Consider the following 23,623-nt stretch of genomic DNA (forward strand, 5'->3'; position numbering starts at 1 on the left):
GCGACACTGTGCACTGCGGTATGGACTGCGCACCCTGTCGTTCGGCGACGAAGACGCGCAAATTTCTCCCATCGGGTTTCAGACCTGGATTTATCTCGACCAAGGGAGGATGGCATGCTGCATCAGAAAATCGTCGAATCTCCGTTCAAGCTGAAATATGGCAACTATATTGGCGGCGAATGGCGCGAGCCGATCGGCGGCAGATATTTCGACAACATCACGCCGGTGAACGGGGGCAAGATCTGCGAGATTCCGCGCTCCGATGAGAACGACATCAATGCGGCGCTGGATGCCGCCCATGCCGCCAAGGACAACTGGGCAAGGACATCAGCAGCCGAGCGTTCGAACATCTTGATGAAGATCGCCCAGCGGATGGAAGACAAGCTCGAAGCGCTTGCTCAGGCCGAGACGTGGGACAACGGCAAGCCGATCCGCGAGACCATGGCAGCCGACATTCCGCTCGCCATCGATCATTTCCGCTATTTCGCCTCCTGCATTCGCGCCCAGGAAGGCTCGATCGGCGAGATTGATCAGGACACGGTCGCCTACCATTTCCATGAGCCGCTCGGCGTCGTCGGCCAGATCATCCCGTGGAATTTTCCGATCCTGATGGCTGCCTGGAAGCTGGCGCCCGCGCTGGCCGCCGGCAATTGCATCGTCATCAAGCCCGCCGAACAGACGCCCGCTTCGCTGCTCGTCTGGGCGGAAATCGTCGGGGACCTGCTACCTCCCGGCGTGCTTAACATCGTCAACGGCTTCGGTCTCGAAGCGGGCAAGCCACTTGCGACCAGCACGCGTATTGCCAAGATTGCCTTCACCGGCGAAACGTCGACCGGCCGGCTTATCATGCAATATGCCAGCCAGAACCTGATCCCCGTCACGCTCGAACTCGGCGGCAAGTCGCCGAATATCTTCTTTGCGGACGTCATGGCGGAAGACGACGATTTCCTGGACAAGGCGCTCGAAGGCTTCGCCATGTTCGCGTTGAACCAGGGCGAAGTTTGCACCTGCCCGAGCCGGGCGTTGGTCCAGGAGTCGATCTACGATCGTTTCATGGAAAAGGCCGTGAAGCGTGTCGAACAGATCAAGCAGGGCAACCCGCTCGATGCCGCCACGATGATCGGCGCCCAAGCCTCCAACGAGCAGATGGAAAAGATCCTCTCCTATCTCGATATTGGCAGGCAGGAAGGGGCTGAAGTTCTAACTGGCGGCGGCCGCAACGATCTCGGTGGGGAGCTTTCAAGCGGCTACTACATCAAGCCGACGATCTTCAAGGGCCATAACAAGATGCGCATCTTCCAGGAGGAAATCTTCGGCCCGGTCGTGTCGGTGACCACCTTCAAGGACGAGAAGGAAGCGCTGGAAATTGCCAACGACACGCTCTACGGCCTCGGTGCCGGCGTATGGACCCGTGATGGCAATCGCGCCTATCGCTTCGGGCGGGAGATCCGGGCCGGCCGCGTCTGGACCAATTGCTACCATGCCTATCCGGCCCATGCTGCTTTCGGTGGGTACAAACAATCTGGCATCGGCCGCGAAACGCATAAAATGATGCTCGATCACTACCAACAGACCAAGAACATGCTGGTAAGCTACAGCCCGAAGGCGCTTGGCTTCTTCTGATCTCCTCTCAAGCGACTATGCAGGGCTTCCGGCTGTGGCCGGAGGCCCTTCGTGTTGATTGGAACCTATTGCGCCAAGCTCACTTTTCTTGCCGATAGCAGGCGGATTGATTGGAGCACGCCAAACGACGTCTGCGGAGCCTACGGGAAAAGCATTGCCTGCGGCTCCATCACTCGCCGACCAGCCGTGAGCGCCAGCACGGAGGCTGCAATCGCATGCCGGTCGATCCGGAAATTCCGATAGAGATCGCCGATTGTACCGGTCTGGCCGAAATGCTCGACACCGTGCGCAATGGTCTTGTGGCCTGCCACCGCGCCAAGCCAGGAGAGCGTGGCGGGATGACCGTCGATGACGGTGACGATGGTGCAATGGCTCGGAAGTGGATCGAGCAGCCGCTCGATATGGCTGACGGCGTGCGGATTGCCGCGGGCGCGCTCGCGCTGCGCCGCTGTCCAGCCGGCATTCAGGCGGTCGGCTGAAGTGACGGCAAGCACGCCGACATCGCGGCGGAACTCGCCGATCATGCCGGCCGCCGCAATGGCTTCATCCGCTACCGCGCCCTGATAGGCGATCACGACAGTGCAGTTCGGTCCCGGCTTTCGCAGCCAATAGGCGCCATCGACGGAGCCTCGGCGGAAATCATCGTCCACGCGCTTCAGTGGCTGTTCAAGTGGCTTGGTGGTGAGCCTCAGATAGACGGAGCCGCCTGTTTCGTCGCGCAGCCATGTGCGCTCGTCCGGATCGCCCTCGCCATCGCGCTGCATGTAGTCGAACGACCATTCCATGATGACGGCAAGCTCGTCGGCAAAGGCGGGCTCGAAGGCGGCGAGACCGTCCTGGCTCATGCCGATCAGTGGCATGCCGATCGACTGGTGCGCGCCTCCTTCGGGGGCGAGCGTCACACCCGAAGGCGTGCCGACGATCATGAAGCGTGCGCCCTGGTAGCAGGCATAGTTCAACGCATCGAGGCCGCGGCAGACGAAGGGATCGTAGACCGTACCGATCGGGATAAGCCGCTTGCCAAACAGCGAATGGCTGAGGCCTGCGGCCCCGAGCAGCAGGAACAGGTTCATCTCGGCAATGCCGAGTTCGACATGCTGTCCCTCCGGCGTGAACTCCCATTTCGCCGTTGATGCGATGCGGTGCTCGATGAAGGCATCGGCCTGAGAGCGCGCGAACAGCTTGCGCCGGTTGACCCAAGCGCCGAGGGTGGTGGTGCCCGTCACGTCCGGGGATGTCGTCAGGATGCGCGCGGCGAGATCGGAGTTGCCCTTAGCCAGGTCGTCAAGGATCTTGCCGAAGGCGAGTTGCGTCGCAACTTCCCTTTGCGTCTCGAATTCGATCCGCGGCACCTCTAGCCGACGGTCGGCATGGCGTCGCGTCCCCGAGGAAAAGAACGGCGCCGAAGCGAGATACGCCTTGAGCGCGGCGATGTCAGGCACGCCTGCGAAGGGGTCCCATTCCTCCCCTGGCGCGATGCCCATATGCGCCTGCCATTCGGCGAACTGTTTCACCGTCATCAGCCCGCCGTGATTGTCCTTGTGACCGGCAATCGGCGTGCTCCAACCCTTGATCGTATAGGCAAGGAAGCAAGTCGGCCGGTTATGGTCGATGCCGGCGAAGACATTGGCCATGGTCTCCACGCAATTGCCACCGAGGTTCTCCATCAACGCCGAAAGCTCGGCATCGCTCCGACGCTCGATCGGCGCGGAGACGTCGCCCTGATCACCAAGATCGTCGAGCAGACGCTTGCGCCAGACCGCACCTCCCATGAAGGTCAATGCGGCGTATTCCTGGTTCGAGCAGTTGTCGATCCAGTCGCGCAACTTTGCCCCGCCCGGCTCCTCGAAGGCCGCACGCTGCAGCAAGCCATATTTGACGCGCACGACATCCCAACCGAAGGCCTCGAAGATCTTTTCGACCCGCTCGAACAGACCCTCGCGAACGATGCCGTCGAGCGACTGCCTGTTGTAGTCGATGATCCACCAGCAGTTCCTAAGATCGTTCTTCCAACCCTCCTGCAATGTCTCGTAGACATTGCCTTCATCGAGTTCGGCATCACCGACGAGCGCCACCATGCGGCCGAGCTTGCCATGACCCCACTGTTTGGCGCGGACGAAATCCCGCACGATCGAGGCAAGCGCCGTGATGCCGACGCCCAGGCCCACCGAACCGGTGGAGAAGTCCACATCGTCGGTATCTTTGGTGCGGCTCGGATAGCTCTGCGCGCCACCGTAACCCCGGAAATTCTCGAGCTTCTCGCGCGTCTGGCGTCCCATGAGATACTGGATCGCATGGAAGACCGGTGCGGCATGCGGTTTGACCGCCACACGGTCTTCGGGTCGAAGAGCTGAGAAATAGAGCGCCGTCAGGATCGACACGACGGAGGCCGAGCTCGCCTGGTGTCCTCCCGTCTTGATGCCATCGACCTTCGGCCGAACATGGTTCGCATGATGGATCATCCAATGGGAGAGCCAAAGCAGGCGCTTTTCGATGGTCGTCAGATGCCTTGTGTCCGTCATCGCTGGCTCCGCAAACGAGTGGACAATCAATGCATTCGGCCCCGGCCGAGCGCTGTCCTCAGCCGTCCTTATAGTAGTAGCTATAGCCGTTGAGCGCCGGGGCACCGCCCAAATGGGCGTAAAGGACCTTCGAACCTTCGGGGAAGAAGCCCTTTTTCGTCAGATCGATCATCCCTTGCATGGATTTGCCTTCATAGACCGGATCGGTGATCATCGCCTCGGTACGGGCGGCAAGCCTGATTGCCGCATTGGTCTCCTCGGACGGCACGCCATAGGCAGGATAGGCATACTCGGGGTTGATGACGATCTCGCTCTCGCGGATTGACCGGCCGAGACCAACCAATTCGGCCGTGGAGTCGACGATCTTGCGGACTTGGGCGCGGGTCTGGTCGAGCGTGCCCGATGCATCGATGCCGATCACACGCTCCGCCCGATCCTGCGCGGCAAAGCCGACGATCATGCCACCCTGGGTCGAACCAGTGACGACGCAGACGACGATATAGTCGAAGGTGAAGCCAAGCTCCTTTTCCTGCGCCGCAACCTCTTCGGCGAAGCCGACATAGCCGAGAGCACCGTATTTGTGCACCGAGGCGCCGGCCGGGATCGGATAGGGTTTGCCGCCGGCATCCTTCACCGACTGGATCGCGTCTTCCCAGCTCTTGCGGATACCGATGTCGAAGCCGTCTTCGACCAGCCGGCTGTCGGCGCCCATCAGCCGCGTCAGCAGGATATTGCCCACACGATCATAGACCGCATCGTAATGCGGCACCCATTTCTCCTGAACGACCACGCATTTCATGCCGATCTTGGCGGCGGCGGCAGCGACCATGCGGGTATGATTCGACTGTACGCCGCCGATCGAGACCAGCGTATCGGCGCCCGACGCGATCGCATCGGGCACAATATATTCGAGCTTCCGGAGTTTGTTGCCGCCCATGGCCAAGCCGGAATTGCAATCATCACGCTTGGCATAGATCTGCACCTTACCGCCAAGGGCGGCCGTCAGCCGCGGAAGATGCTCGATCGGCGTCGGGCCGAAGGTGAGTGGATAGCGTTCGAATTTTTCGAGCAGTGACATCGATCGTGGCCCTCCGTGTTGATTTTGTAGCTGGAGGATAGGAGAAATCGTATGAAAGGTGCTCTCTAACTTCGTTGCCGTTTTTCTTTTCGATCGGTATCTTCGCGCAAGTATGATTTCTTTCTTCAATTTTTTAAGAGAAAATGAAAGATTCTTCCATGGCGGATTTCGACCGTATCGACCTGAAGATCCTGCGTGCCCTGCAGTCGGAGGGCCGGCTCACAAATGCAGAGCTGGCCGAGCGCGTGAATGTCAGCGCCGCCACTTGCCACAGGCGGACGCAGAGGCTTTTCGATGGGGGCTATATCACCGGCGTCCGCGCCGAAGTGGCGCCCGCAGCCGTCGGGTTGGGAGCGCTGGTGATGGTCGGCGTGGTGCTCGATCGCTCGACACCAGAAAGCTTTGCCGCCTTCGAAGGCGCTGTGATGGAAATGAAGGAAGTGCTCGACTGCAATCTCGTCGCGGGTGACTTCGACTACCTCCTGAAGATCCGCGTGCGCGACATGGCAGATTTCAATAAGCTGCACGGCCAGAAGCTCATTGCGTTACCTGGCGTCCGCCAGACAAGAACCTTCTTCGTGATGAAAGAAGTCAAGGAGAATGCACGGCTGCCGTTTTGAGAATTCCAGAAGCTGCTTTGTGCCAAGTGATGTCGTTCGGGGCCGCCGATTCGAATCCCAACCGGCGCGTACGGAATGGAGGTTGCACACGGATCAAGGCGCAAGCGCTCATTGGCAACATCTGCGGCCCGCTATCTGTGTGCCCCATCAATGCATCGTCGAATGAAGTTTCCTGCATGCATGATAGCCTGCCGTCCCGCTTCGAGCTTTGCGTTCCATAGCGGCCATGCGTGGATCATGCGCGGCCAGATCTCGAGCGTCACCTCGACGTCGGCTTCGCCCGCAGCCGCTGCAAATCTTGTGGCATCGGCAAGCAGGCTTTCATCCGATCCGACCTGGATGAGGAGCGGCGGCATGCCCTTCAGATCGGCATAGAGCGGGGACACGCGCGGATCCTTGCGATCCACGTTCTGGGGCACGTAGGCGTCGGCGAGCTCAAGCAAATAGCCTTTGTGAATGAGCGGATCGATCGCATCCTTCGTTGCAAGCGTCGTACCGGATAGGGTCAGATCGGCCCAAGGTGAAATCAGCCAGCCGCACGCCGGCAAGGCTTCGCCGCCGGTAAGCAGCGTGCTGATCAGCGAGACGGTCAGACCCGCACCAGCACTATCGCCGCCAATGGCTATGTGTTCGGCGGCTATGCCCTGTCCACGCAGAAAGCGCCAGGCGGTGATCGCATCATCGAGGGCCGCCGGGAACGGGTTTTCCGGCGCAAGGCGATAGCCGACAGCAAGCGTCCGCACACCTGCCGCCCGCCCGGCTTCGGTCACCAGGCGGCGATGGCTGACGATCGAGCCGGAGCAATAACCACCCCCGTGGAAGAACATGAGAATACGCGAAGCATCGCTGCCCGGCGCCATTGACCATTCCGCGGAGAGGCCGTTCAACTCAACCGTTTCCAGTTTGATATCGTCGGCAATCGGCCAGGCCGCGCCGACTTCCTCGATTCTATGACGGCGCTCGGCCCATCCGAAAGGGCGAGGCTTTGAACTCAGCAGAGCACGGATAGCATCGATTTCGCGGTGGTCCGCCATCTTGATCTCCATATAGGCCCGGATGGATCGTTGCTGGATTTCAGTCGATGCAGATGTGATTGCCGCTAGCCGGGCTCAATGTCGCCAGGCTCATTCTGTCCCTTTGGGACATTCTTGGGGAATACCTCAGCCGCAGAATAGAATCGCCTTTGCGCCGTTGCAAGAACGCAGCGGTGTCCGCAGACAGGGCCGTCTGCAGGCCAACTATCAGGATGCCGGGCTTCGACAGTTACGGCGTCCCGGAACTCTATGGCCGGCACCTCAGCGCCCGCCCATGCCCGCATTGAGGGCTATGCTATTGTAGATGAGTTTCTGCAGGATGATCGCGAGGAAGATGCCTGGAAGCATGGAAAGGGTGGCGCCGGCCATCAGGTAGTTCCACTGCGTGCCTTGCTGCGTCTGGAACAGGGTGAGGCCGACGGGGAGGGTGGCGTTGTCGGCGCCGGTCATGACGATCAGCGGCCAGAGGAAATTGTTCCATTGTCCGATGAAGGTGAAGAGCGACAGAAGTCCGATCGCCGGCATCGACAGGGGCACGATGATGCTGACGAGGATGCGCAGGCGCGAGGCGCCATCGATCCTTGCTGCCTCTTCAAGCTCCATGGGTATGGAGAGGAAGAACTGCCGCATCAGGAATGCGCCGAACGTACCGAAGGAGACCGGCAGGATCACGCCGGGGAAGGTGTTGACGAGGCCCAGCTTGTTGACGATTAGAAATAGCGGGATGATGAGCATCAGCGGCGGCACCATCAGCGTGCCGATATAGCCAAGCAGCAGCATTTCGCGCGCCCTGAATTTCAGCCGCGCAAAGGCGTAACCAGAAAGGCAGGAGACGACGACGGTGATCGCTGTCACGTAGATGGCGATGATGGCGCTGTTGAGGAAGAAGCGGCCGAAGGGCAGTCTGGTCCAGGCAGCGGCAAAATTACCCCATTCGAAAACCTCAGGGAGGATGCGCGCTGGGATCGCCGTCACTTCGGCGTTCGAGCGCACGGCGTTCGAGACCATCCAGAAGAAGGGAAACAGGAAGGCGATGGCGACGAGTGTGAGTGCCAAGTGATTGACAATATCGAGCGCCAGCTTCCGGCGGGCTCTGGTGTTGGACCTATGCGTCATAATGCACCCATTTGCGCTGGAGCCAGAATTGCAGTGCCGTCAGCGCCATGATCAGCGCGAACATCACCCAGGCGATGGCCGAGGCGTAGCCCATCTGGAAATTCTGAAAGCCGCGCTGGTAGATGGCGTAGCCGAGTGTCGCCGTCGACGACCCCGGTCCCCCCTTCGTCATGACGAAAATCTGATCGAAGACTTGTAGTGAGGTGATTGCCGTCATCACGGTGCCGAAGAACAGCGTCGGCGAGATCAGCGGCAGGCGGATTTTCCAGAAGCGGTCCCAGGCCGTCGCACCGTCTATCAGCGCTGCTTCGAGATAGGTGGCCGGCACCATGTCGAGGGCGGCGTTGAAGAGAACCGTATTGTAGCCGACGCCGGCCCAGAGCGAGGTGAGGACGACGGCCTGCATGGCGAGCGTGCGATCGTTGAGAACGCCCGTGAACGGCAGCGACAGCGCGGTCATCAGACTGTCGAAAAGGCCACCGCTGGTGAAGATCAGCATCCAGACCATGGCGACGGCGATGAGCGGAGTGAATGTCGGAAGAAAGAAGATTACCCGGAACCAGCGTTGCCCGATCTTGATGCTCGAAATCCACGTCGCCAGTCCGAGCGAAATGACGATATTCAGGACCAGATATTCGACGGTGAAGAAGATGGTGTTGCGCATGACCGTCCAGAATTGCGGGTCGGTCGTCAGCAGGCGCACGTAGTTGGAAAACCCGACGAAACGCGGCGTGCCGAGCAATTGCCAGTTGGTGAAGCTGAGCGCGATCGAAGCCAGGATCGGCAGGACGAGGAAGAGGACGATGCCGATCAGGCCCGGCAGCAGAAAGAACAATGCCGTCCATCCCTCGCCTCTGAACCATTCGCGGGAGCGGGGTGCTGGTTCGGCGATCATATCGGTGTGTTTGCCCAGCATCATGGGCCTCTCCTTTCCGGCAAGTGGCGCTGCGGTCGAGCCGGTGGGCCCGACCGCAGGCAGGCCAGATGCCCCGGGGTTAGGGAAGCTGGCTCTGAATGTCGCTGAGCACGCCTTCGGGTTTGGAGTCTCCGGTCAGCGCAAGCGGCACATATTGCGTCACCAGATTCTCAAACTGGTTCCATTTTTCATTAAGGCGGAAGGGGGTGGTGTGGGAGAACATATATTGCAGCGTGTCGCGGGTGCCGCTGACGTTTTTGGCCGCCCCGTCATACCAGGAGGTCTGTTGCGCAAGCCGTGCCGGTAGCGCGCGTCCCGCCGAACCGAGGATTTCGGCGGCCTTCGGGCCTGTCAGCACCTGCAGGGCCTTGAACGCAGCGTCCTTGTGCTGGCTGGCAGTGGAGATGCCCCAGCCCGAGCCGGCTGTGATGAAGCGTGACGGGCCGCTTCCGCGCGGCAGCGGCGCGATGCCGATCTTGAACTTGACGTTGGCCTGCGCGGTAATCAGCGTCCAGGGACCGTCGATATACATGGCGACATTGCCCGAAGCGAAGCGGCCGCTTGCCGCGGAGGCATCGGCTGCGGAGGCAAAAACGGGGGAGAGTTTGTCCTTGGCGGTGAGATCGGCATATTTGCTGAATGCATCGACAAAGCTGGCATTGGTGAGGTCGAATTCATTATCGGAATTGAAATATTCCGCACCGAGCGCGACGGGACCGGCAATGAAATCGAAGGCCTGGGTGCCGTAACCATAAGTACCGTCCTTCGTCAGCGTCTTGGCGTCGGCCTTGAAGTCGTCGAATGTCCAGTCCTTGGCAGGTTCCTTCAATCCGGCGGCAGCGAACTTGTCGCGATTGTAGAAGACCATCCATGGGCCGACATCGTAAGGCAGCGCATAGAGCTTGCCGTCATGCGAAAGCCCGGACATGATCGATGTCTCGAAATCCGCAACCTTCACGTCGCTGGTTTTCACGTAATCGTCGAGGGGTGTCAGGATCGAATAGAAATTCGGCATGCGCATCGACTGCATCGAGACGATGTCGGCGACTTGTCCCGATGCCGTCAGCACTGGCAGGCGCGTCCAATAGTCAGTCCAGCCTGAAAGCTGTAGCTGGACCTTGATGTCGGGATATTGCTGGGTGACGAGATCGGCCAGTTGCTGCCAGAGCTGCGCATCGTTGGGCTCGCCCCACATCTGCCAGGTCAGGGTCACGGGTGCATCCTGCGCTTGCGCGCCGATGCCGGGTAGTGAACTCGCCGCAAGGGCGGCGGCAAAGATCAATGAACGCTTCATGATGGTTCCTCCTCCTGAATGACTTTGGTTGCAGTGACGTTCGTCACACTCCGGACGCTCCCCTCCAGCTTGGTCTTGCGGCTTATTCAGGCCGCGATCATGGCCTCCAGATCGACGATGAGGCCGATCAGCTCCATCCGCTGGCGCCGCCAGATATCGGGACCCTGTCCCGGCTCCAGAATAGTGGTCATGCGCTGGAGGAAGTCAGGTGGCAGCCGTTCGAGTTCGGCTGCCATGGGCAGGTTCCAGCCATCACCCGGAAAATAGACCCGGTTGAAGGCAAAGACCGTCTGCAGGATGGCGTTCGCAAGCTTGCCCGTCAGCCCGACGAGAAAGACGAGATCGCGACGGGCAACCTTGCTCTCGTAGTGATAATCCCTGGCCCAATAGCGCAGAATATCCATGTAGTGGCTGAGGACGGTTGCCCTAAGCGCTTCTGGATACTGCGCAAGCTGCTGCTTCCATTTGGCCAGCAGACCCCGCGGATCGGCGATGATCTGCTGGCTGGCAAGGTCCGTCGGCAGATGATAGCCCCAGATCGTCCATTCGAAGCTCTTGGGCACGAGAATGCCGGCAAGCCAGGAGTCCAGATCGCGTTGCACGCCGGCGTAACGACGCATCCAGACACCATCCATGCGGATGCCTTCGGCCTGCCAGCCTCGCAGCGCGGTCTCGAAACGCCACCACGCCGCGGTTTGTCGAACCTCCGGTCCGCGATAAGCATCGGCATAGACCCGGAAGTCGAAATCCGATTGCGCATCCGAGCGTCCCTTGCCGCGCGAGCCGGCGAGCGCGACGGCACCATTGCCTTCTTCGGCCAGATCGGCGATCAAAGGGGTCATTGCGGCAATGAGTTCGGCTTCGCGGCTCATGACGGCACCGGGCGGCTGGGTTTCGCGCTCTCCTTCAGTCCTTGAGGATCAACTCGATGACCGGGGTCACGACATCCGGCTTCAGCACCGGCAGTTCCAGGGTCAGAATGCCGTCTCCGACGGCGACGCCGATGTTGGAATCGACGTCAGCATCCGGGTCGAGCCAATGGAGCTCGCTGGCATCATGCAGGAACTGCGCATATTTGACCTTGCGTCCCAGCCCTTCGATGTGGATGTGGCGGAACGGCCAGGTCTGGATGTGCAGATAGAGCCGATTGCCCTTCTGGGTGAAGCGGCAACCGCTTGGCGCCTTATGGGTAGAAGGCCCGGCGCCATAGATCGCACGACCATTCAGCCGCATCCATTCGCCATAGGTGTCGAGCGCCTTGATGGCGCGGGCATCGAAGGTTCCGCGGCCGGTCGGGCCGACATTCATCAGAAGATTGCCGCCGAGCGAAACCGTATCGACCAGTATGTTGATGAGCTGGTCGGCATCCTTCCAGCTCGTCGTCGCGAAAGTAGCCCCAGGAACCGCTGAACGTATGGCAGGCTTCCCAGCGCACCGGCAATCCGGCAACCATTGGGGCGACACGCGGCGTATACTGTTCCGGCGTCACCAGATCCGGCATGTGATCGGCGTCACGCGGCAGATCGAGGCGGTCGCCGACGATGATGTCGGGCTGTAGCTGCCGCACCAGCTTGATGAGGTCGTCGCTCTCCCAATCGGCGCGACCCTTGCCGGGCAGACCCTTGTAGACGCGACGGGGATAGCTGAAATCGAACCAAATGACGTCGATCTTGCCAAAATCAGTCAGAAGTTCGGTCACCTGGTCGCGCATATACTTGGCGTAGCGGCGGACGTCGCGGCCCTCATTGAGCTTGGCGGCATCCGGATGGTTGCGCTGCGGGTGATGTCCGTCGATCGGGAAGTCCGGATGATGCCAGTCGAGCAGCGAATAATAGAAGCCGATCTTCAGCCCCTCGGCGCGAAGCGCTTCGACATAAGGCCCGATCAGATCCTTGCCATAGGGCGTGTTGGTGACCTTGTAGTCAGTCACCTTGCTGTCCCAAAGGCAGAAGCCTTCATGATGCTTGGCGGTGAGGACCACATATTTCATGCCGGCTTGGCGAGCGCGGCGTGCCCATTCGCGGGCATCGTAGAGGTCGGGGTCAAAGTTGTCGAAATACTTTTGATAGGCCTCGGTGGTGAATTCTTCGCGGTTCTTCAGCCATTCGTGGCGGGCGCCGAGGGCGTAAAGTCCGAAGTGGATGAACATGCCGAAGCGGTCGTGTCCAAACCATGCCTTGCCGTCGGCCGCACTACGGCCACTGCTGATCGCTGCGTCGCTCACGCTATCCTCCCAAGATTTATGGCAATATCGAACCGGTTCGATTTAATCATTGAATCTATCGCTCGGTATGTCAAGCTCGCTGTTGAAATCTCTTTCTGCATATTGCTTCATGGGCGGCGGATGTTAGATTTATGACAGCGACTCATCGATGGAGGTTCTTTCGATCGGAAAGCTGAAGGGGATAGAAACGGTTCGATAAATTCATGGCCACAATTCGCGATGTCGCCAAACTCGCTGACGTATCCGTCTCGACGGTGTCATTGGCTTTGAGCAATCCGGCGCGTGTCAGCCAGAAAACGCTGGAGAAAATTCGTCAGGCGATCGCTGCGGTCGGCTTCGTTGCCGACCCGCTTGCCCAAAGCCTGGCGCGCGGGCGCAGCCGCATGATCGGCTTTGTCGTCGGCAATGTCGGCAACCCGTTTTTCGGTGACATCAGGCGCGAGCTGGAAAATTATGCGCTCGATCACCAGCACTTCGTCGTCGTGACTGATTCCTCCGGCAAGACAGATCGCGAGAGGGCGATGGTCGAGCACCTGATCGGCCTCAAGACCGCAGGGCTGGCGCTTGCACCATCAGGCTACAATCAGGACTACACCGACTTCATCGCCAGCCTGAATGTCCCGATCGTCTGCTTCGACCAGAAGGTGGCCGGTATCGAGCGCGATTTCGTCGGCTCAGACAACTACCTAGCCGGCGCGATGCTGACCGAGCATCTTCTGCAGCTCGGCCATAGGCGCATCGCTTTCATCACTGGCCCGAGCCATATGCACACGGCAACGGAGCGTTATCGCGGCTTTGCCGATACCATGGCCAATGCCGGCGTTGAGGTGAACCCGTATTTCGTGGTCGACGGGCAGTTCACGCGCACGGCCGGCTATGAGGCGGCCATGCGTCTGCTCATCCAGCCCGAGCGTCCGACGGCGATCCTCGGCGCCAACAATACCGTGGCGCTCTCGGCGCTGCAGGCCATGCAGGAATTGGGCTTCCGCTGTCCCGAAGATATCTCGCTCGCCATGATCGACAATGTGCAATGGAGCTCGGTCATCACACCGCGTATTACCATGGTGGTTCAAGATACATTGGCGCTCGGCGGCATCATCGGCCGGCGTCTCATGCATCGGATCACCAGCCCCCAAGGCGCCGTCGAGCCGCCGCAGGATTTCGTCCTGACGCCGAAATTCGTTCCGGGCAATTCCTGCCGGAGGGTTTAGGGGATCTGCGCGGCTGGCACATGTCGCACCGGAATGATCAACCTCGACCGCTGGCGACCACCGACTACTGCACTACGAAGATTGTTGCAGACTAGGCGCTTTGTGCTTGCCTACGACGCATGTATCCAAACATTGAATTTTGTAAACAAGCGCCGCGAATATTGCTGTGCCCGGCCCTTGGGCGTTAGCAAAGATCACGATCGGCAACTCAATTAATGTTGAAAAATCAGTTGTTAGTGATCGCCGCGCCTCATCGTGGCACGAGCGACCCCGTTATATAGGCCATGGCCCTGAGGATGCGGACATCTATCGAAATCAAAAGACATTTTGAGAAATTTTGCGGCCGAATTTCAATCACGGATCCTGAGCTAGCAACTGCATCGTCGCCGTTGCTGCAAAGCCACGTTTTCAATTGTCGAGGGCAGGTTGATGACACTGCTGACTTTCGTCATTCCTGTCCGCCATCAAGCCAATTCTAGTGATTGGCCTTTACTGAAGCGGCGACTTGCGCAAACGATCGTGTCGATCTCCGCACAGTCCAACGGCGACTGGCGCGCCGTTATCGTCGCCAATGAAGGCGCTGATCTACCCGATCTGCCTCAGAACTTCACAGATCAGCGGGTAAGATTCCCACCAAATCCGTTGCACGACCTGCACAGCGCCGAACGCGAACAAGTTTATGAAGCGGTCCGCCTAGATAAAGGTCGCCGTATATTGGCTGGCATGCTTTCTCAGCGCGACACGCGCTTCTTCATGATCGTAGATGACGATGATTTCGTCAGCGCCAACATCGTCGACTTTGTGGCCCGAAACACCAATGCCAACGGCTGGAAGATCGACCAGGGCTATCTCTGGAGTGAAGGCGGTCGGCTGCTGCCGCATCACAACGACTTCGCCAATTATTGCGGCACGTCGCTGATCATCCGCTCCGATCTCTATAGGTTGCCGGCATGTTTTGAGGATGCGAAGGCCGATTACATCAAATCCGTGCTCGGCAGCCATGTGCGCATCGGCAAGCTGCCCGCCGACGCCGGCTCGCCGCTCGGATCCCTTCCTTTCCGCGGCGCAATCTATCGGGTCGGCCACAGCGGCGCCCACAGCAAGTCCTCCAATCTCCTCAGGACTTATTTCTTGAACAGGTCTTTACTCAGCCAGCCCCGCCAATTCGTGCGCAACCTTAGATGCGCGCGGCTACTTAGCCCTACCTTGCAAAATGAATTCTTCGGCGCGAACGCAAACAGATAAGAGGCGAGCATAGGTGGGCAACAGCATATCTCTCCATCGCTGAAACGACGTCAGAGCGTCCGCAGTTTAAAAGTAGTCATACATGAAAGTCGGTAACCCAACACGTAAATCAATCAACATTTACGTGCGTTGCACGATGATATTGCTCATATTTGCGATCGCAGTCTTTCTGCTGGCATGCGTTGGAACTCCAATATATCTCATTCTGTCATTTCTTCTAAAGCCGCTCCACACATTGCACTTGCCGTAGAAAAGCGAATATCAAATCCGACGCTTCGAAGTTCAGGGGCCGCCTTCTGCGCGGATATCCTTGTGTCCCTTGGCACGCGTCACCCCTGTCTCGCCGTGGCTCCGGTTGCGATCGTCAGGATGAAGTCGTCGAGCTCCTGTTCCAGGCTTTCGACCGGTAGGCCAACGAATCGTCCTTCGAGGCTGATGCTGACGACGCCGTGGACGGCGCCGAAGAGGGTTCTTGCGCGGATGGCGCGCGCCGTCTCCGACATGGTCGGCTGCAGTTCGGCGAGCGGCTCGGCAATGACGCCCATCAGGAACATGTGCTCTTGAAGGTGCCATTCGGGGCTCGGGCGGTCGTCTGGTGGCCGGTGGTCGAAGAGTGCCTTCCACAAATTGCGGTGGGCGACCGCAAACCTTAGGTAGCCGCGTGCAAGGTTGCGCAGCCGGTCCGTCGGCGTGTGATCCTTGACCTCAGCCAGCGTCAAGAACGCCTCGAGCATCTTCAGAGTGGCCGAATTAACGTGGATGACCAAGTCATCGAGATCGGCAAAGACGGTGTAAAGGCCTCCAAGAGCGCAGCCGACATCCTGCGTGACGTCACGCGCCCTCAAGTTGGAAAGTCCGTCGGTCGCTATGCGATTGCGGGCCGCCTCGATCAGCCGCAGCTTCAGATCCTCGCGCTTTTCCAGGGTTTTCCTCGCCATTAACCATTCCATTTCGATTTTTGAACATCGTTCAAAAATGTTATTGAACGATGTTCACGATTCTGGCATATCTTGCTTCGTGAACATCGTTCATAAACGGGAGACGACAAATGTTCAATTCAATTCTGACGCTTATTCGCGGTCGGGCCTACGATGCGGAGCAGGCTTTCATGGATCGCCATGCCGTGCCTCTGTTGGCGCAGCAGATCCGCGACGCGGCTGACGCCATCCAGTCGGCACGGCGGGCAGTGGCCATTGCTATTGCGCAGAACGAGCAGGAAAAGAGCCGGCACGCGGTGATTGTCGGTCGCATCGCGGATCTGGAAACCCGGGCGGTTGCCGCCCTGCAGAAGGGGAGCGATGAGCTTGCCCGGGAGGCGGCTGAGGTGATTGCCCAGCTCGAAGCCGAGCGGGATGCTTCCGAGAAGGCGCAGGCGCAGTTCACCCGGACGATTGGCAAGCTGAAAGCAACCGTCCGTGCATCTGAAGCGCGGCTGCAGGAATTGCAGCGTGGCGAGCGCCTGGCGCGGGCCACTGAGCAGACACAGAAACTTAGTGAGGCCTGCGACGACAACTCCGGCCTGGCAACCTTGGACGAGGCTGAGGAGACGCTTGCCCGCCTTCGGGCCTATCAGGATCGCTGCGAGATCACGGCATCGGCCATGAAGGAAATGGACGCTGCCAACCGGCCGGGAATCGTCATCGAAAAACTCGCCAGCGCCGGCTTCGGCGCACCGCTTGGCCCTTCGGCCGACGACGTGCTTGCCCGCCTTCGCGAACGCATGAATTCAGCCGCCTGAAACCGAACACACCAAACATAGAAGAGAGGATACGATCATGAACGACAGCTTCCAGAAACATTCCCAGGCTTGGGTCAACTTTTCCTACATCTCCTTCGGCGCCGCCGCCTTCATGCTTTTCGTCGGTCTCTACATGATGCCGATCGATCTCTGGGGCAAAGGCTATCTCGCCATGGGCATCCTGATGCTGGTGCAGACCGCGGTCAATGTTACGAAGACGATCCGCGACAATACCGAGGCTGACAAGCTGATCCGCAAGGTCGAGGATGCCCGCACGGAGAAGCTCCTGGTTAAGTTCAATCGTGACGGTCAGGACTAAACTTTATTAACGACGCCACAGGGTTGTATCTGCGCTCAACCTTTGCGTAACTACTCTGTGCGTCTTGTTGGCTGAACGAGGGATAACGCCATGCAAAAGCACCTGATGAGATCGAGGAAGTTCGCGCCGCTGTTCTGGACGCAGTTCCTCACCGCCTTCAATGATAATTTTCTCAAGCAGACTCTGGTTTTCGTCATTCTCGCGAAGATGGCGACGGAGGGTGCGGCGCTGGTGACGCTTGCCGGCGGCATCTTCATCGTGCCGTTCCTGCTGCTTTCAGCGATTGCCGGGGAACTTGCCGACAAATACGTCAAGGCTGAGATGGCCGAGCTTCTGAAGCGCTGCGAGCTTGGCGTGGCGGCGATCTCCGTCGTCGGCATCGCGTTTTCTTCCATCTGGGTTCTGATGCTTGCCCTCTTCGGCTTCGGCGTCATTTCCTCCCTCTTCGGGCCGATCAAATACGGCATCCTGCCGGATCATTTGCACAGCCGGGATCTTCCCAAGGCCAATGCCTGGATCGAGGGCGGCACCTTCATCGCCATTCTCACCGGCACCATGGTCGCGGCGGTTGCTTTCCGTGAAGGCGAAAATGTCTGGATCTTCGGCCCGATGATGATGGCGCTTTCCATCCTCTGCTGGTTTGCCGCCCGTATGATCTCCTCGACAGGCTCCAAGGCACCAGATCTCGTCGTCGACACCAATGTTGTGCGCTCCAGCTACAGGCTGGTCAACGAGCTTCGCGCCGACAGCCGCATCTGGCGCGCTTCGCTGATGAACTGCTGGTTCTGGTTCGTCGGTGCCTTCATCATGTCGATGCTGCCGGTCATGGTGACCGACATTCTCGGTGGTTCCGAAATCGTCGTTCCCGCCTATCTGGCAATCTTTGCCATATCCGTTGCCATCGGCTCGGCCATCGCCGGATGGATGGCTGCCGGCCGCATCGTGCTCTTGCCGGCGCCTGTCGGCATGTTGATTGTCGCGCTCTTCGGTCTCGATCTCGCCTGGAACCTGTGGGGTCTGCAGTCGACGTCTCACGCCGAAACCATTCTCGGCTTCTTCGCCGGGCCGAAGACCATTCGCGTCGCCATCGATCTCGCCGGCATGGCAATCGGCGGTGCGTTCCTGGCCGTCCCGACCTTTGCGGCCATGCAAAGCTGGGCGCATGAGGATCGCCGCGCCCGCGTCATCGGCGCCGCCAATGTGCTGTCGGCTCTCTTCATCGCCGTCGGCCTGGCCCTCGTGGCCGTCCTGCAGGCCATCGGCCTGTCGGTTCCGGTGGTTATTCTCAGCATCTCCGTGCTCAATATCGCGATCGCTTGGCTCATGCTGAAGATGCTGCCGACCAACGCCTTCCGAGACCTCATCTCCATCATCTTCCGCGCCTTCATGCGGCTGGAAGTCGAGGGTCTGGAAAACATCCGCAAGGCAGGTCCTGCGCCGATCATCGCGCTGAACCATGTGAGCCTGCTCGACGGTGCCCTGGCGCTTGCCATCACTGAGGAAGAGCCCGTCTTCGCCATCGACTATGCGTTCGCCAAGAAATGGTGGGTGCGGCCGCTTTTGACGAAGTGCAAGTTCCTGCCGCTCGACCCGACGAAGCCGATGGCGACGCGCTCGCTGATCAAGGTGATTCAGGATGGCAGCCCGGTCGGCATTTTCCCCGAGGGTCGTCTGACGGTCACCGGCACGCTGATGAAGGTCTATGACGGTGCCGCCATGGTCGCCGACAAGACCGGCGCGATGATAGTGCCGGTGCGTATCGATGGTCTGGAAAAGAGCTATGCTTCCTACCTGACGTCGAGCCATGTTCGCCGCCGTCTCTTCCCCAAGGTCAAGGTGACGATCCTTGAGCCGGTCAAGCTTGACGTTCCGGCCGAACTCAAGGGCAGGAAGCGGCGCATCGCGGCCGGTGCTGCCCTCTATCAGATCATGTCGACGCTGATGTTCCGCACGGCCGACACCGATAACACGGTACTTGGCCGCGTCATCGAAAGTGCCCACGAATATGGCGGTAAGAAAATCGCCGTCGAGGACCCGATCGCCGGCAAGCTATCCTATGCCAAGCTTCTGACCGGTGCCGCAGTACTCGGCGCGAAGTTCCGAAAGATGTTCCCCAACGAGAAGACGCTTGGCGTCATGCTGCCGAACGCCAATGGCACGGCCGCGACTGTCCTCGGCGTCATGTCGGCGGGCAAGGTTCCGGCCATGCTAAACTTCACCGCGGGTGCCGCCAATATCCTCTCCGCCTGCCGGACGGCAGAGGTCAAGCATGTGCTCTGCTCGCGCGCCTTCATCACGCAGGCCAAGCTCGGCCCCGTGGTCGAGGAGCTTGAAAAGCATGTGACGTTCGTCTGGCTGGACGAGCTGCGAACGCAGATCACCGCTCTCGACAAGATCGCCGGTCTCACCCGCAAATATCGGCCGCTGGTCAAGCGCAGTGCCGAGGACCCGGCCGTCATCCTCTTCACCTCCGGTTCCGAAGGGGCGCCCAAGGGCGTGGTGCTGAGCCACCGCAATATCCTGTCGAACGCAGCCCAGGCGGCTTCGCGCATCGACTTCCACCCCGGCGACAAGGTGTTCAACATCCTGCCGATGTTCCACTCCTTCGGCCTGACGGCAGGCACGATCCTGCCGCTGGTCTCGGGTGTGCCGGTGTTCTTCTATCCGTCGCCGTTGCACTATCGCATCGTGCCGGAGCTGATCTACGTCTCGAACGCGACCATCGTCTTCGGCACGGATACGTTCCTGAACGGCTATGCGCGCAGCGCCCATCCTTACGACCTGAGATCGATCCGGTACATCTTCTCGGGCGCCGAGCCGGTGAAGGCATCGACCCGCGAAGTCTATATGGAGAAATTCGGCCTGCGCATCCTGGAAGGTTATGGCGTGACCGAGGCGGCGCCGGTGATCTCGCTGAACACGCCGATGTACAACCGCACGGGAACGGTCGGTAAGATCATGCCAGGCATGGAATGGAAGCTCGAGCCGGTACCCGGCATTGATGAAGGCGGCCGTCTTCACATCCGCGGCGCCAACGTCATGTCCGGCTACATGCGCGCTGACAATCCCGGCGTCCTCGAGCCGCTGCCGGAAGGCTGGCACGATACCGGCGATATCGTCACCATCGATGAAGACGGCTTCGTCAAGATCCGCGGCCGCGCCAAGCGCTTTGCCAAGATCGGCGGCGAGATGATCTCGCTTGCGGCAGTGGAGACGCTTGCCGCGCAGCTCTGGCCCGGCGCTCTCAGCGTCGTTTCTGCCGTGCCGGACCCGAAGAAGGGCGAGCGTCTTGTGCTTCTGACCGATGCCACAAACGCCACGAGAAGCGATTTCCTGACATTCGCCAAATCGAAGGGCGCCACGGAAATGATGGCCCCTGCCGAAGTCACCATCGGCAAGGTCCCGGTCCTCGGCTCCGGCAAGGTCGATTTCGTGACTGCCCGCGCCATGGCGATGGAAGGCCTGTCGCAGGCGCAGGCGGCCTAAAATTCCGTACCTGAACGGCAAAGCGGTCGATGATTTGAACCATCGACCGCTTTTTACTCGAAGCTCGGCATCGTGCCATGCGTAAGCCTGTGATGTGAGCGCGGATCCAGGGCAATCAAGAAAACTAAGCGCCGCCGAGTGCTCATGATTGCAAGTAGATTCAAAGATTTAGAACCGCGATACTTTAGGTCAATCCGGCCGGTGACTGCTTTGGGGAGTGCAGTGAAAGATAAGCGTTTTTTCTTGAGGCCTTTACTACTGAGGGGGATCATTGTATCCGCATCGGTTTTAGTGCTTGCAAGGCTTGGTCTTTCCGTTGAGAAGCTTGTTGACTGCAAGCCGGATGATTTTCTTGCCTTTCCGCTGACGGTCGTTCTGCCTTTTGCCGCCCTGTTCTTTTTGGTTCGGATGCGGAGCACCCGGACGTCCGAGGGAGCGCTGATGCGGCTTGCTGCGTTAGCACTCATTCTCATGATCCTTGGCGTGCCCAACTTGGCGCTGCATCTAGCTCTTGGATTCCCGATCGCCTTTCTGGTTGTCGAATTGTTTGAGACACGCATTCCTGCGTCGTTGCGCGATGCCATCAAGCGGCGGCTCATCGTATGATGGCATTGCAGCTCCCAGAACCGTTGATGTGGTTGCTCCGCTGGGCACTCTTGTTTGGTCCCCTGGCTTTGCTCATGGTTCTTATTCGCTGGCGCCCACCGAACCATCGGCGGCAGGTTGCCGGATTTTTTGCGTTTCTCTATGGCGTGTCCGGTATTTTCGTCACGCATTCGCTGGCACTTTCCGCGGGCTGGTGGAGCTATGGCTGGAATGCCCTGATGCTGAACGGCCTGCCGGTCGATATCATCATCGGCGGTGCGATCCTGTTCGGGCCTGTTTTTTATTTCGCCTTCCCCCGGACCAGTCCCGTGCTTATTTGCGCGACGATCATGATCGGGATGCATGGCGTCCTCTTTACGTCGCTGGTACCGCTTGTGTCGGCCGGACCGAACTGGATCCTGGGTGTCGCATTCGTCTTTGCCACAGCACACGTCCCCGCTCTCTATCTTGCCCGTTGGACGGAACAGAATATCCATCTCCCACGGCGCGTTGCACTCCTGGCTTTGATGTATGCCGGCCTCACTTTCGGCATTCTTCCTTCGTTGATCATGGCGGCCATGGGCGGCGAGTGGGCTTTGTCGACGCGTTCAACCTTGTGGTGGATCGGCATGTTGTCCGGCCTGGCACCTAGCTTCGTCATCGGACTTAGCGCTGTGCAGATGCTGGCGGTTCAGGGATTGGGCACGGCCATACCCCTGGATCCGACCGAGAGGCTGGTCAGAACCGGCATTTACACGTTTGTGCGCAATCCGATGCAACTGTCGGCCGCTCTATCGTGGATGGTACTCGGAGCATTTCTCGGCAATATCTGGATCATGGCAGCGGCGATCATGGCCTGGATTTTCGTCGAAGGTGTCGTGCGCTGGCACCATCGCCATGATCTTCAGCAGCGCTTTCCAGAAGGTTGGGCGGAGTATCGGCGCGAGGTTCCAGAGTGGCTGCCGCTCTGGCGCCCGCATTGTCGCGCTATGGCCACGCTTTCATTGAATGAGGACATGTTGCCCGATCGGCTGCTCGGAAGACTCCTGGCGAAAATCGGTTCGACAGGCCTCGAAATCCGTTATGAGGCAGGCCGAGCGCGATATGACAATCCTTCCGATCACAAATCCTACGCCGGTCTGCCGGCCCTGTGCATGGCGCTGACCCACGGCAATTTTATCACCGCGTTGATCGGCCATCTAATTCTTTTGCCTGTTCTGCCTTTGCAAGCCATGTCACGCACGACGGTGTCTGCATGAGCAGTCCGCCCGACATCAGGAGCAAGCAACCCAACCGCTTCGTGCTCGGCATCGATCACCTGTTGCGCATTCGCTCGGACCAACTCGCATTTTATACGCGTCTGCACAGGGACTATGGCGACGTCGTACAGCTTCGGCTTGGTCCTTACAGGCTGTGGTATCTCTTTCACCCGGATTTCATCGAGCCCGTTCTGACCCGGCAGGCGGATGCATTTATCCGCTTTCGCAGAATGATGGCCGTCCTGCGCCAATGGAATGGCGACAGCCTTCTACTGGCGGAGGGGCAGCATTGGCGTGAAAGGCGGCGAAAGGTGTTGCCGGCCTTCCAGTCTCGACGTCTCCCGGCTTATGGCGAGGCTGTCGTGGATGAAACCGCGAGACTTTGCGAAACTCTGGCGGAAAGCGCTGATAGTCGCGGCCAATTGCTCTTTGATGCGGACCAAGCCATGGCGAGACTTGCCCTGAACGTCGCCATCCGAACCCTGTTCGGTATGCGCCCGGTTGCCGACGGCGATCGCATCGAAACGGCGGTGCAGGATCTCTCCATCGTCGCCTTTGCGGAAAGTACCTCGCCGCTGAACATTCCCAACTGGCTGCCTCTGCCCCTCGCGCGTCGCAAGCGCCGGGCCATGCGGGACATGGACGAATTCGTCATGGGACTGGTGAGGGAGGCGCTCGAACGCTCCGATGATGGCGGCGCCTATCTTATTTCCAGCCTGATCGAGCATCACGAGCGCCGCGCGGCAGCCATTCGCGACGACGCCATGAGCCTGCTAATCGCCGGTCACGAAACCTCGGGCGCGCTGCTTGCGTGGGCACTGGCTGCGCTGGCAGCCCATCCGGTCTGGCTGGGGAGGGCCTTGCATGAGGTCGATAACGTACTGGGCGGTTCGCCTCCGAAGACTTCCGATCTTGCCCGGCTGCCGACGATCACGGCGATCCTCAACGAAACTCTGCGGCTTTATCCGCCGGCCTATACGTTGTTCCTACGCGAGGCGCTAAGGGATGTGGAGATCAATGGCCATATGATCCGCCGCGGAGATCTCGTGCAGATTGTGCCGTTCATCACGCAACGCGACGGAAGATTCTTCAAGGACGCGAAGCAGTTCGATCCGCAGCGGTTCATGGGCGAACCGGATTGGCCACCTTACGCCTATCTGCCTTTCGGGGCCGGCCCTCGCGTCTGTATCGGCCAGAACTTCGGCCTCATGGAAACGGCTTTGGCGCTTACGACGATGCTGCAATGGATGGAGCCGCAACCCTGTGATCGAATGCCGGCACCCGCGGCGCGCTTTTCGCTGCGCCCCGCCGCCGGCATGCCCTTGCAATGGCGGACACGCCGTTTTTAGCCGC

18 protein-coding genes and 1 pseudogene are annotated in these 23,623 nt (G+C 59.6%); 10 read left to right on the plus strand and 9 right to left on the minus strand.

Features of this window, described 5'->3' with window-relative positions; all coding sequences use genetic code 11:
• Positions 1 to 114: 114 nt before the first annotated feature.
• The gene (gene adh / locus GGD50_RS21295) at positions 115 to 1,623 is read left to right on the plus strand and encodes an aldehyde dehydrogenase (protein WP_183939074.1); all 1,509 of its coding nucleotides are present in this window, start codon (positions 115 to 117) and stop codon (positions 1,621 to 1,623) included.
• A 140-nt stretch (positions 1,624 to 1,763) separates the two neighbouring features.
• Here the strand turns inward: adh and GGD50_RS21300 are convergent, their stop codons facing one another.
• Both GGD50_RS21300 and GGD50_RS21305 read right to left on the minus strand, forming a co-directional pair.
• Positions 1,764 to 4,145, minus strand: a complete 2,382-nt coding sequence (locus GGD50_RS21300) for a 1-deoxy-D-xylulose-5-phosphate synthase N-terminal domain-containing protein (protein ID WP_183939076.1) — start codon at positions 4,143 to 4,145, stop codon at positions 1,764 to 1,766.
• A gap of 58 nt (positions 4,146 to 4,203) precedes the next feature.
• Positions 4,204 to 5,223 carry a 1-aminocyclopropane-1-carboxylate deaminase gene (locus GGD50_RS21305; protein ID WP_183939078.1) on the minus strand — a complete coding sequence of 340 codons (1,020 nt, stop codon included), beginning with the start codon at positions 5,221 to 5,223 and terminating at the stop codon, positions 4,204 to 4,206.
• A 143-nt stretch (positions 5,224 to 5,366) separates the two neighbouring features.
• Here GGD50_RS21305 and GGD50_RS21310 point away from each other — a divergent pair, with 143 nt between their 5' ends.
• Positions 5,367 to 5,843, plus strand: coding sequence for an Lrp/AsnC family transcriptional regulator (locus GGD50_RS21310; protein ID WP_183939080.1), 477 nt, complete (start codon positions 5,367 to 5,369; stop codon positions 5,841 to 5,843).
• Positions 5,844 to 5,974: 131 nt separating this feature from the next.
• On the opposite strand, the gene GGD50_RS21315 is transcribed toward GGD50_RS21310, so the two are convergent.
• The 6 genes and pseudogenes from GGD50_RS21315 to GGD50_RS21340 all read right to left on the minus strand — a co-directional run bounded on the left by GGD50_RS21315 (position 5,975) and on the right by GGD50_RS21340 (position 12,352).
• Positions 5,975 to 6,877, minus strand: a complete 903-nt coding sequence (locus GGD50_RS21315; protein ID WP_183939082.1) for an alpha/beta hydrolase — start codon at positions 6,875 to 6,877, stop codon at positions 5,975 to 5,977.
• Positions 6,878 to 7,138: 261 nt separating this feature from the next.
• Entirely contained in the window at positions 7,139 to 7,993 is an 855-nt protein-coding gene (locus GGD50_RS21320; RefSeq protein WP_183939084.1) for a carbohydrate ABC transporter permease, read from the minus strand.
• Complete coding sequence (locus GGD50_RS21325; protein WP_246451407.1) at positions 7,983 to 8,888, minus strand: carbohydrate ABC transporter permease; 906 nt, start codon at positions 8,886 to 8,888, stop codon at positions 7,983 to 7,985. The genes GGD50_RS21320 and GGD50_RS21325 overlap by 11 nt, the downstream gene beginning before the upstream one ends.
• 100 nt (positions 8,889 to 8,988) lie before the next feature.
• Positions 8,989 to 10,203: an ABC transporter substrate-binding protein gene (locus GGD50_RS21330; protein WP_183939086.1), complete on the minus strand. Its 1,215-nt coding sequence runs from the start codon at positions 10,201 to 10,203 to the stop codon at positions 8,989 to 8,991.
• Between the two features lie 86 nt (positions 10,204 to 10,289).
• Positions 10,290 to 11,075, minus strand: coding sequence for a DUF4037 domain-containing protein (locus GGD50_RS21335; protein WP_183939088.1), 786 nt, complete (start codon positions 11,073 to 11,075; stop codon positions 10,290 to 10,292).
• Between the two features lie 34 nt (positions 11,076 to 11,109).
• A pseudogene (locus tag GGD50_RS21340) lies at positions 11,110 to 12,352 on the minus strand (alpha-L-fucosidase).
• A gap of 278 nt (positions 12,353 to 12,630) precedes the next feature.
• Between GGD50_RS21340 and GGD50_RS21345 the strand changes: the two are divergent.
• Positions 12,631 to 13,638, plus strand: coding sequence for a LacI family DNA-binding transcriptional regulator (locus GGD50_RS21345; protein WP_183939090.1), 1,008 nt, complete (start codon positions 12,631 to 12,633; stop codon positions 13,636 to 13,638).
• Between the two features lie 429 nt (positions 13,639 to 14,067).
• Positions 14,068 to 14,883, plus strand: coding sequence for a galactosyl transferase (locus GGD50_RS21350; protein ID WP_183939092.1), 816 nt, complete (start codon positions 14,068 to 14,070; stop codon positions 14,881 to 14,883).
• Between the two features lie 329 nt (positions 14,884 to 15,212).
• Here the strand turns inward: GGD50_RS21350 and GGD50_RS21355 are convergent, their stop codons facing one another.
• Positions 15,213 to 15,821, minus strand: a complete 609-nt coding sequence (locus tag GGD50_RS21355; RefSeq protein WP_183939094.1) for a TetR/AcrR family transcriptional regulator — start codon at positions 15,819 to 15,821, stop codon at positions 15,213 to 15,215.
• Positions 15,822 to 15,931: 110 nt separating this feature from the next.
• Here GGD50_RS21355 and GGD50_RS21360 point away from each other — a divergent pair, with 110 nt between their 5' ends.
• The 6 genes from GGD50_RS21360 (at position 15,932) to GGD50_RS21385 (ending at position 23,619) form a co-directional block, all read left to right on the plus strand.
• Entirely contained in the window at positions 15,932 to 16,621 is a 690-nt protein-coding gene (locus GGD50_RS21360; RefSeq protein ID WP_183939096.1) for a PspA/IM30 family protein, read from the plus strand.
• Between the two features lie 37 nt (positions 16,622 to 16,658).
• A complete protein-coding gene (locus GGD50_RS21365) occupies positions 16,659 to 16,940 on the plus strand; it encodes a YiaA/YiaB family inner membrane protein (RefSeq protein ID WP_183939098.1) in 282 nt (93 codons plus the stop codon).
• Positions 16,941 to 17,030: 90 nt separating this feature from the next.
• Entirely contained in the window at positions 17,031 to 20,426 is a 3,396-nt protein-coding gene (locus GGD50_RS21370; protein ID WP_183939100.1) for an acyl-[ACP]--phospholipid O-acyltransferase, read from the plus strand.
• 222 nt (positions 20,427 to 20,648) lie between these two features.
• Positions 20,649 to 21,032: a hypothetical protein gene (locus GGD50_RS21375; RefSeq protein WP_183939102.1), complete on the plus strand. Its 384-nt coding sequence runs from the start codon at positions 20,649 to 20,651 to the stop codon at positions 21,030 to 21,032.
• A gap of 74 nt (positions 21,033 to 21,106) precedes the next feature.
• A complete protein-coding gene (locus GGD50_RS21380) occupies positions 21,107 to 22,270 on the plus strand; it encodes a methyltransferase family protein (protein ID WP_183939104.1) in 1,164 nt (387 codons plus the stop codon).
• Positions 22,267 to 23,619 (plus strand): cytochrome P450, encoded by a 1,353-nt coding sequence (locus GGD50_RS21385; protein WP_183939106.1) that lies wholly within the window; start codon positions 22,267 to 22,269, stop codon positions 23,617 to 23,619. Before GGD50_RS21380 ends, GGD50_RS21385 begins: the two co-directional genes overlap by 4 nt.
• The last annotated feature ends 4 nt before the right edge of the window (positions 23,620 to 23,623 follow it).

Origin of the sequence: Martinezella paranaensis (assembly GCF_014200235.1) — a bacterium.
Taxonomy (GTDB): Bacteria; Pseudomonadota; Alphaproteobacteria; order Rhizobiales; family Rhizobiaceae; genus Rhizobium; species Rhizobium paranaense.

Coding starts and splice junctions, on each gene's coding strand:
- adh (WP_183939074.1), top strand. CDS start 115: ATGCTGCATCAGAAAATCGTCGAATCTCCGTTCAAGCTGAAATATGGC.
- GGD50_RS21300 (WP_183939076.1), bottom strand. CDS start 4,145: ATGACGGACACAAGGCATCTGACGACCATCGAAAAGCGCCTGCTTTGG.
- GGD50_RS21305 (WP_183939078.1), bottom strand. CDS start 5,223: ATGTCACTGCTCGAAAAATTCGAACGCTATCCACTCACCTTCGGCCCG.
- GGD50_RS21310 (WP_183939080.1), top strand. CDS start 5,367: ATGAAAGATTCTTCCATGGCGGATTTCGACCGTATCGACCTGAAGATC.
- GGD50_RS21315 (WP_183939082.1), bottom strand. CDS start 6,877: ATGGCGGACCACCGCGAAATCGATGCTATCCGTGCTCTGCTGAGTTCA.
- GGD50_RS21320 (WP_183939084.1), bottom strand. CDS start 7,993: ATGACGCATAGGTCCAACACCAGAGCCCGCCGGAAGCTGGCGCTCGAT.
- GGD50_RS21325 (WP_246451407.1), bottom strand. CDS start 8,888: ATGATCGCCGAACCAGCACCCCGCTCCCGCGAATGGTTCAGAGGCGAG.
- GGD50_RS21330 (WP_183939086.1), bottom strand. CDS start 10,203: ATGAAGCGTTCATTGATCTTTGCCGCCGCCCTTGCGGCGAGTTCACTA.
- GGD50_RS21335 (WP_183939088.1), bottom strand. CDS start 11,075: ATGAGCCGCGAAGCCGAACTCATTGCCGCAATGACCCCTTTGATCGCC.
- GGD50_RS21345 (WP_183939090.1), top strand. CDS start 12,631: ATGGCCACAATTCGCGATGTCGCCAAACTCGCTGACGTATCCGTCTCG.
- GGD50_RS21350 (WP_183939092.1), top strand. CDS start 14,068: ATGACACTGCTGACTTTCGTCATTCCTGTCCGCCATCAAGCCAATTCT.
- GGD50_RS21355 (WP_183939094.1), bottom strand. CDS start 15,821: ATGGCGAGGAAAACCCTGGAAAAGCGCGAGGATCTGAAGCTGCGGCTG.
- GGD50_RS21360 (WP_183939096.1), top strand. CDS start 15,932: ATGTTCAATTCAATTCTGACGCTTATTCGCGGTCGGGCCTACGATGCG.
- GGD50_RS21365 (WP_183939098.1), top strand. CDS start 16,659: ATGAACGACAGCTTCCAGAAACATTCCCAGGCTTGGGTCAACTTTTCC.
- GGD50_RS21370 (WP_183939100.1), top strand. CDS start 17,031: ATGCAAAAGCACCTGATGAGATCGAGGAAGTTCGCGCCGCTGTTCTGG.
- GGD50_RS21380 (WP_183939104.1), top strand. CDS start 21,107: ATGGTTCTTATTCGCTGGCGCCCACCGAACCATCGGCGGCAGGTTGCC.
- GGD50_RS21385 (WP_183939106.1), top strand. CDS start 22,267: ATGAGCAGTCCGCCCGACATCAGGAGCAAGCAACCCAACCGCTTCGTG.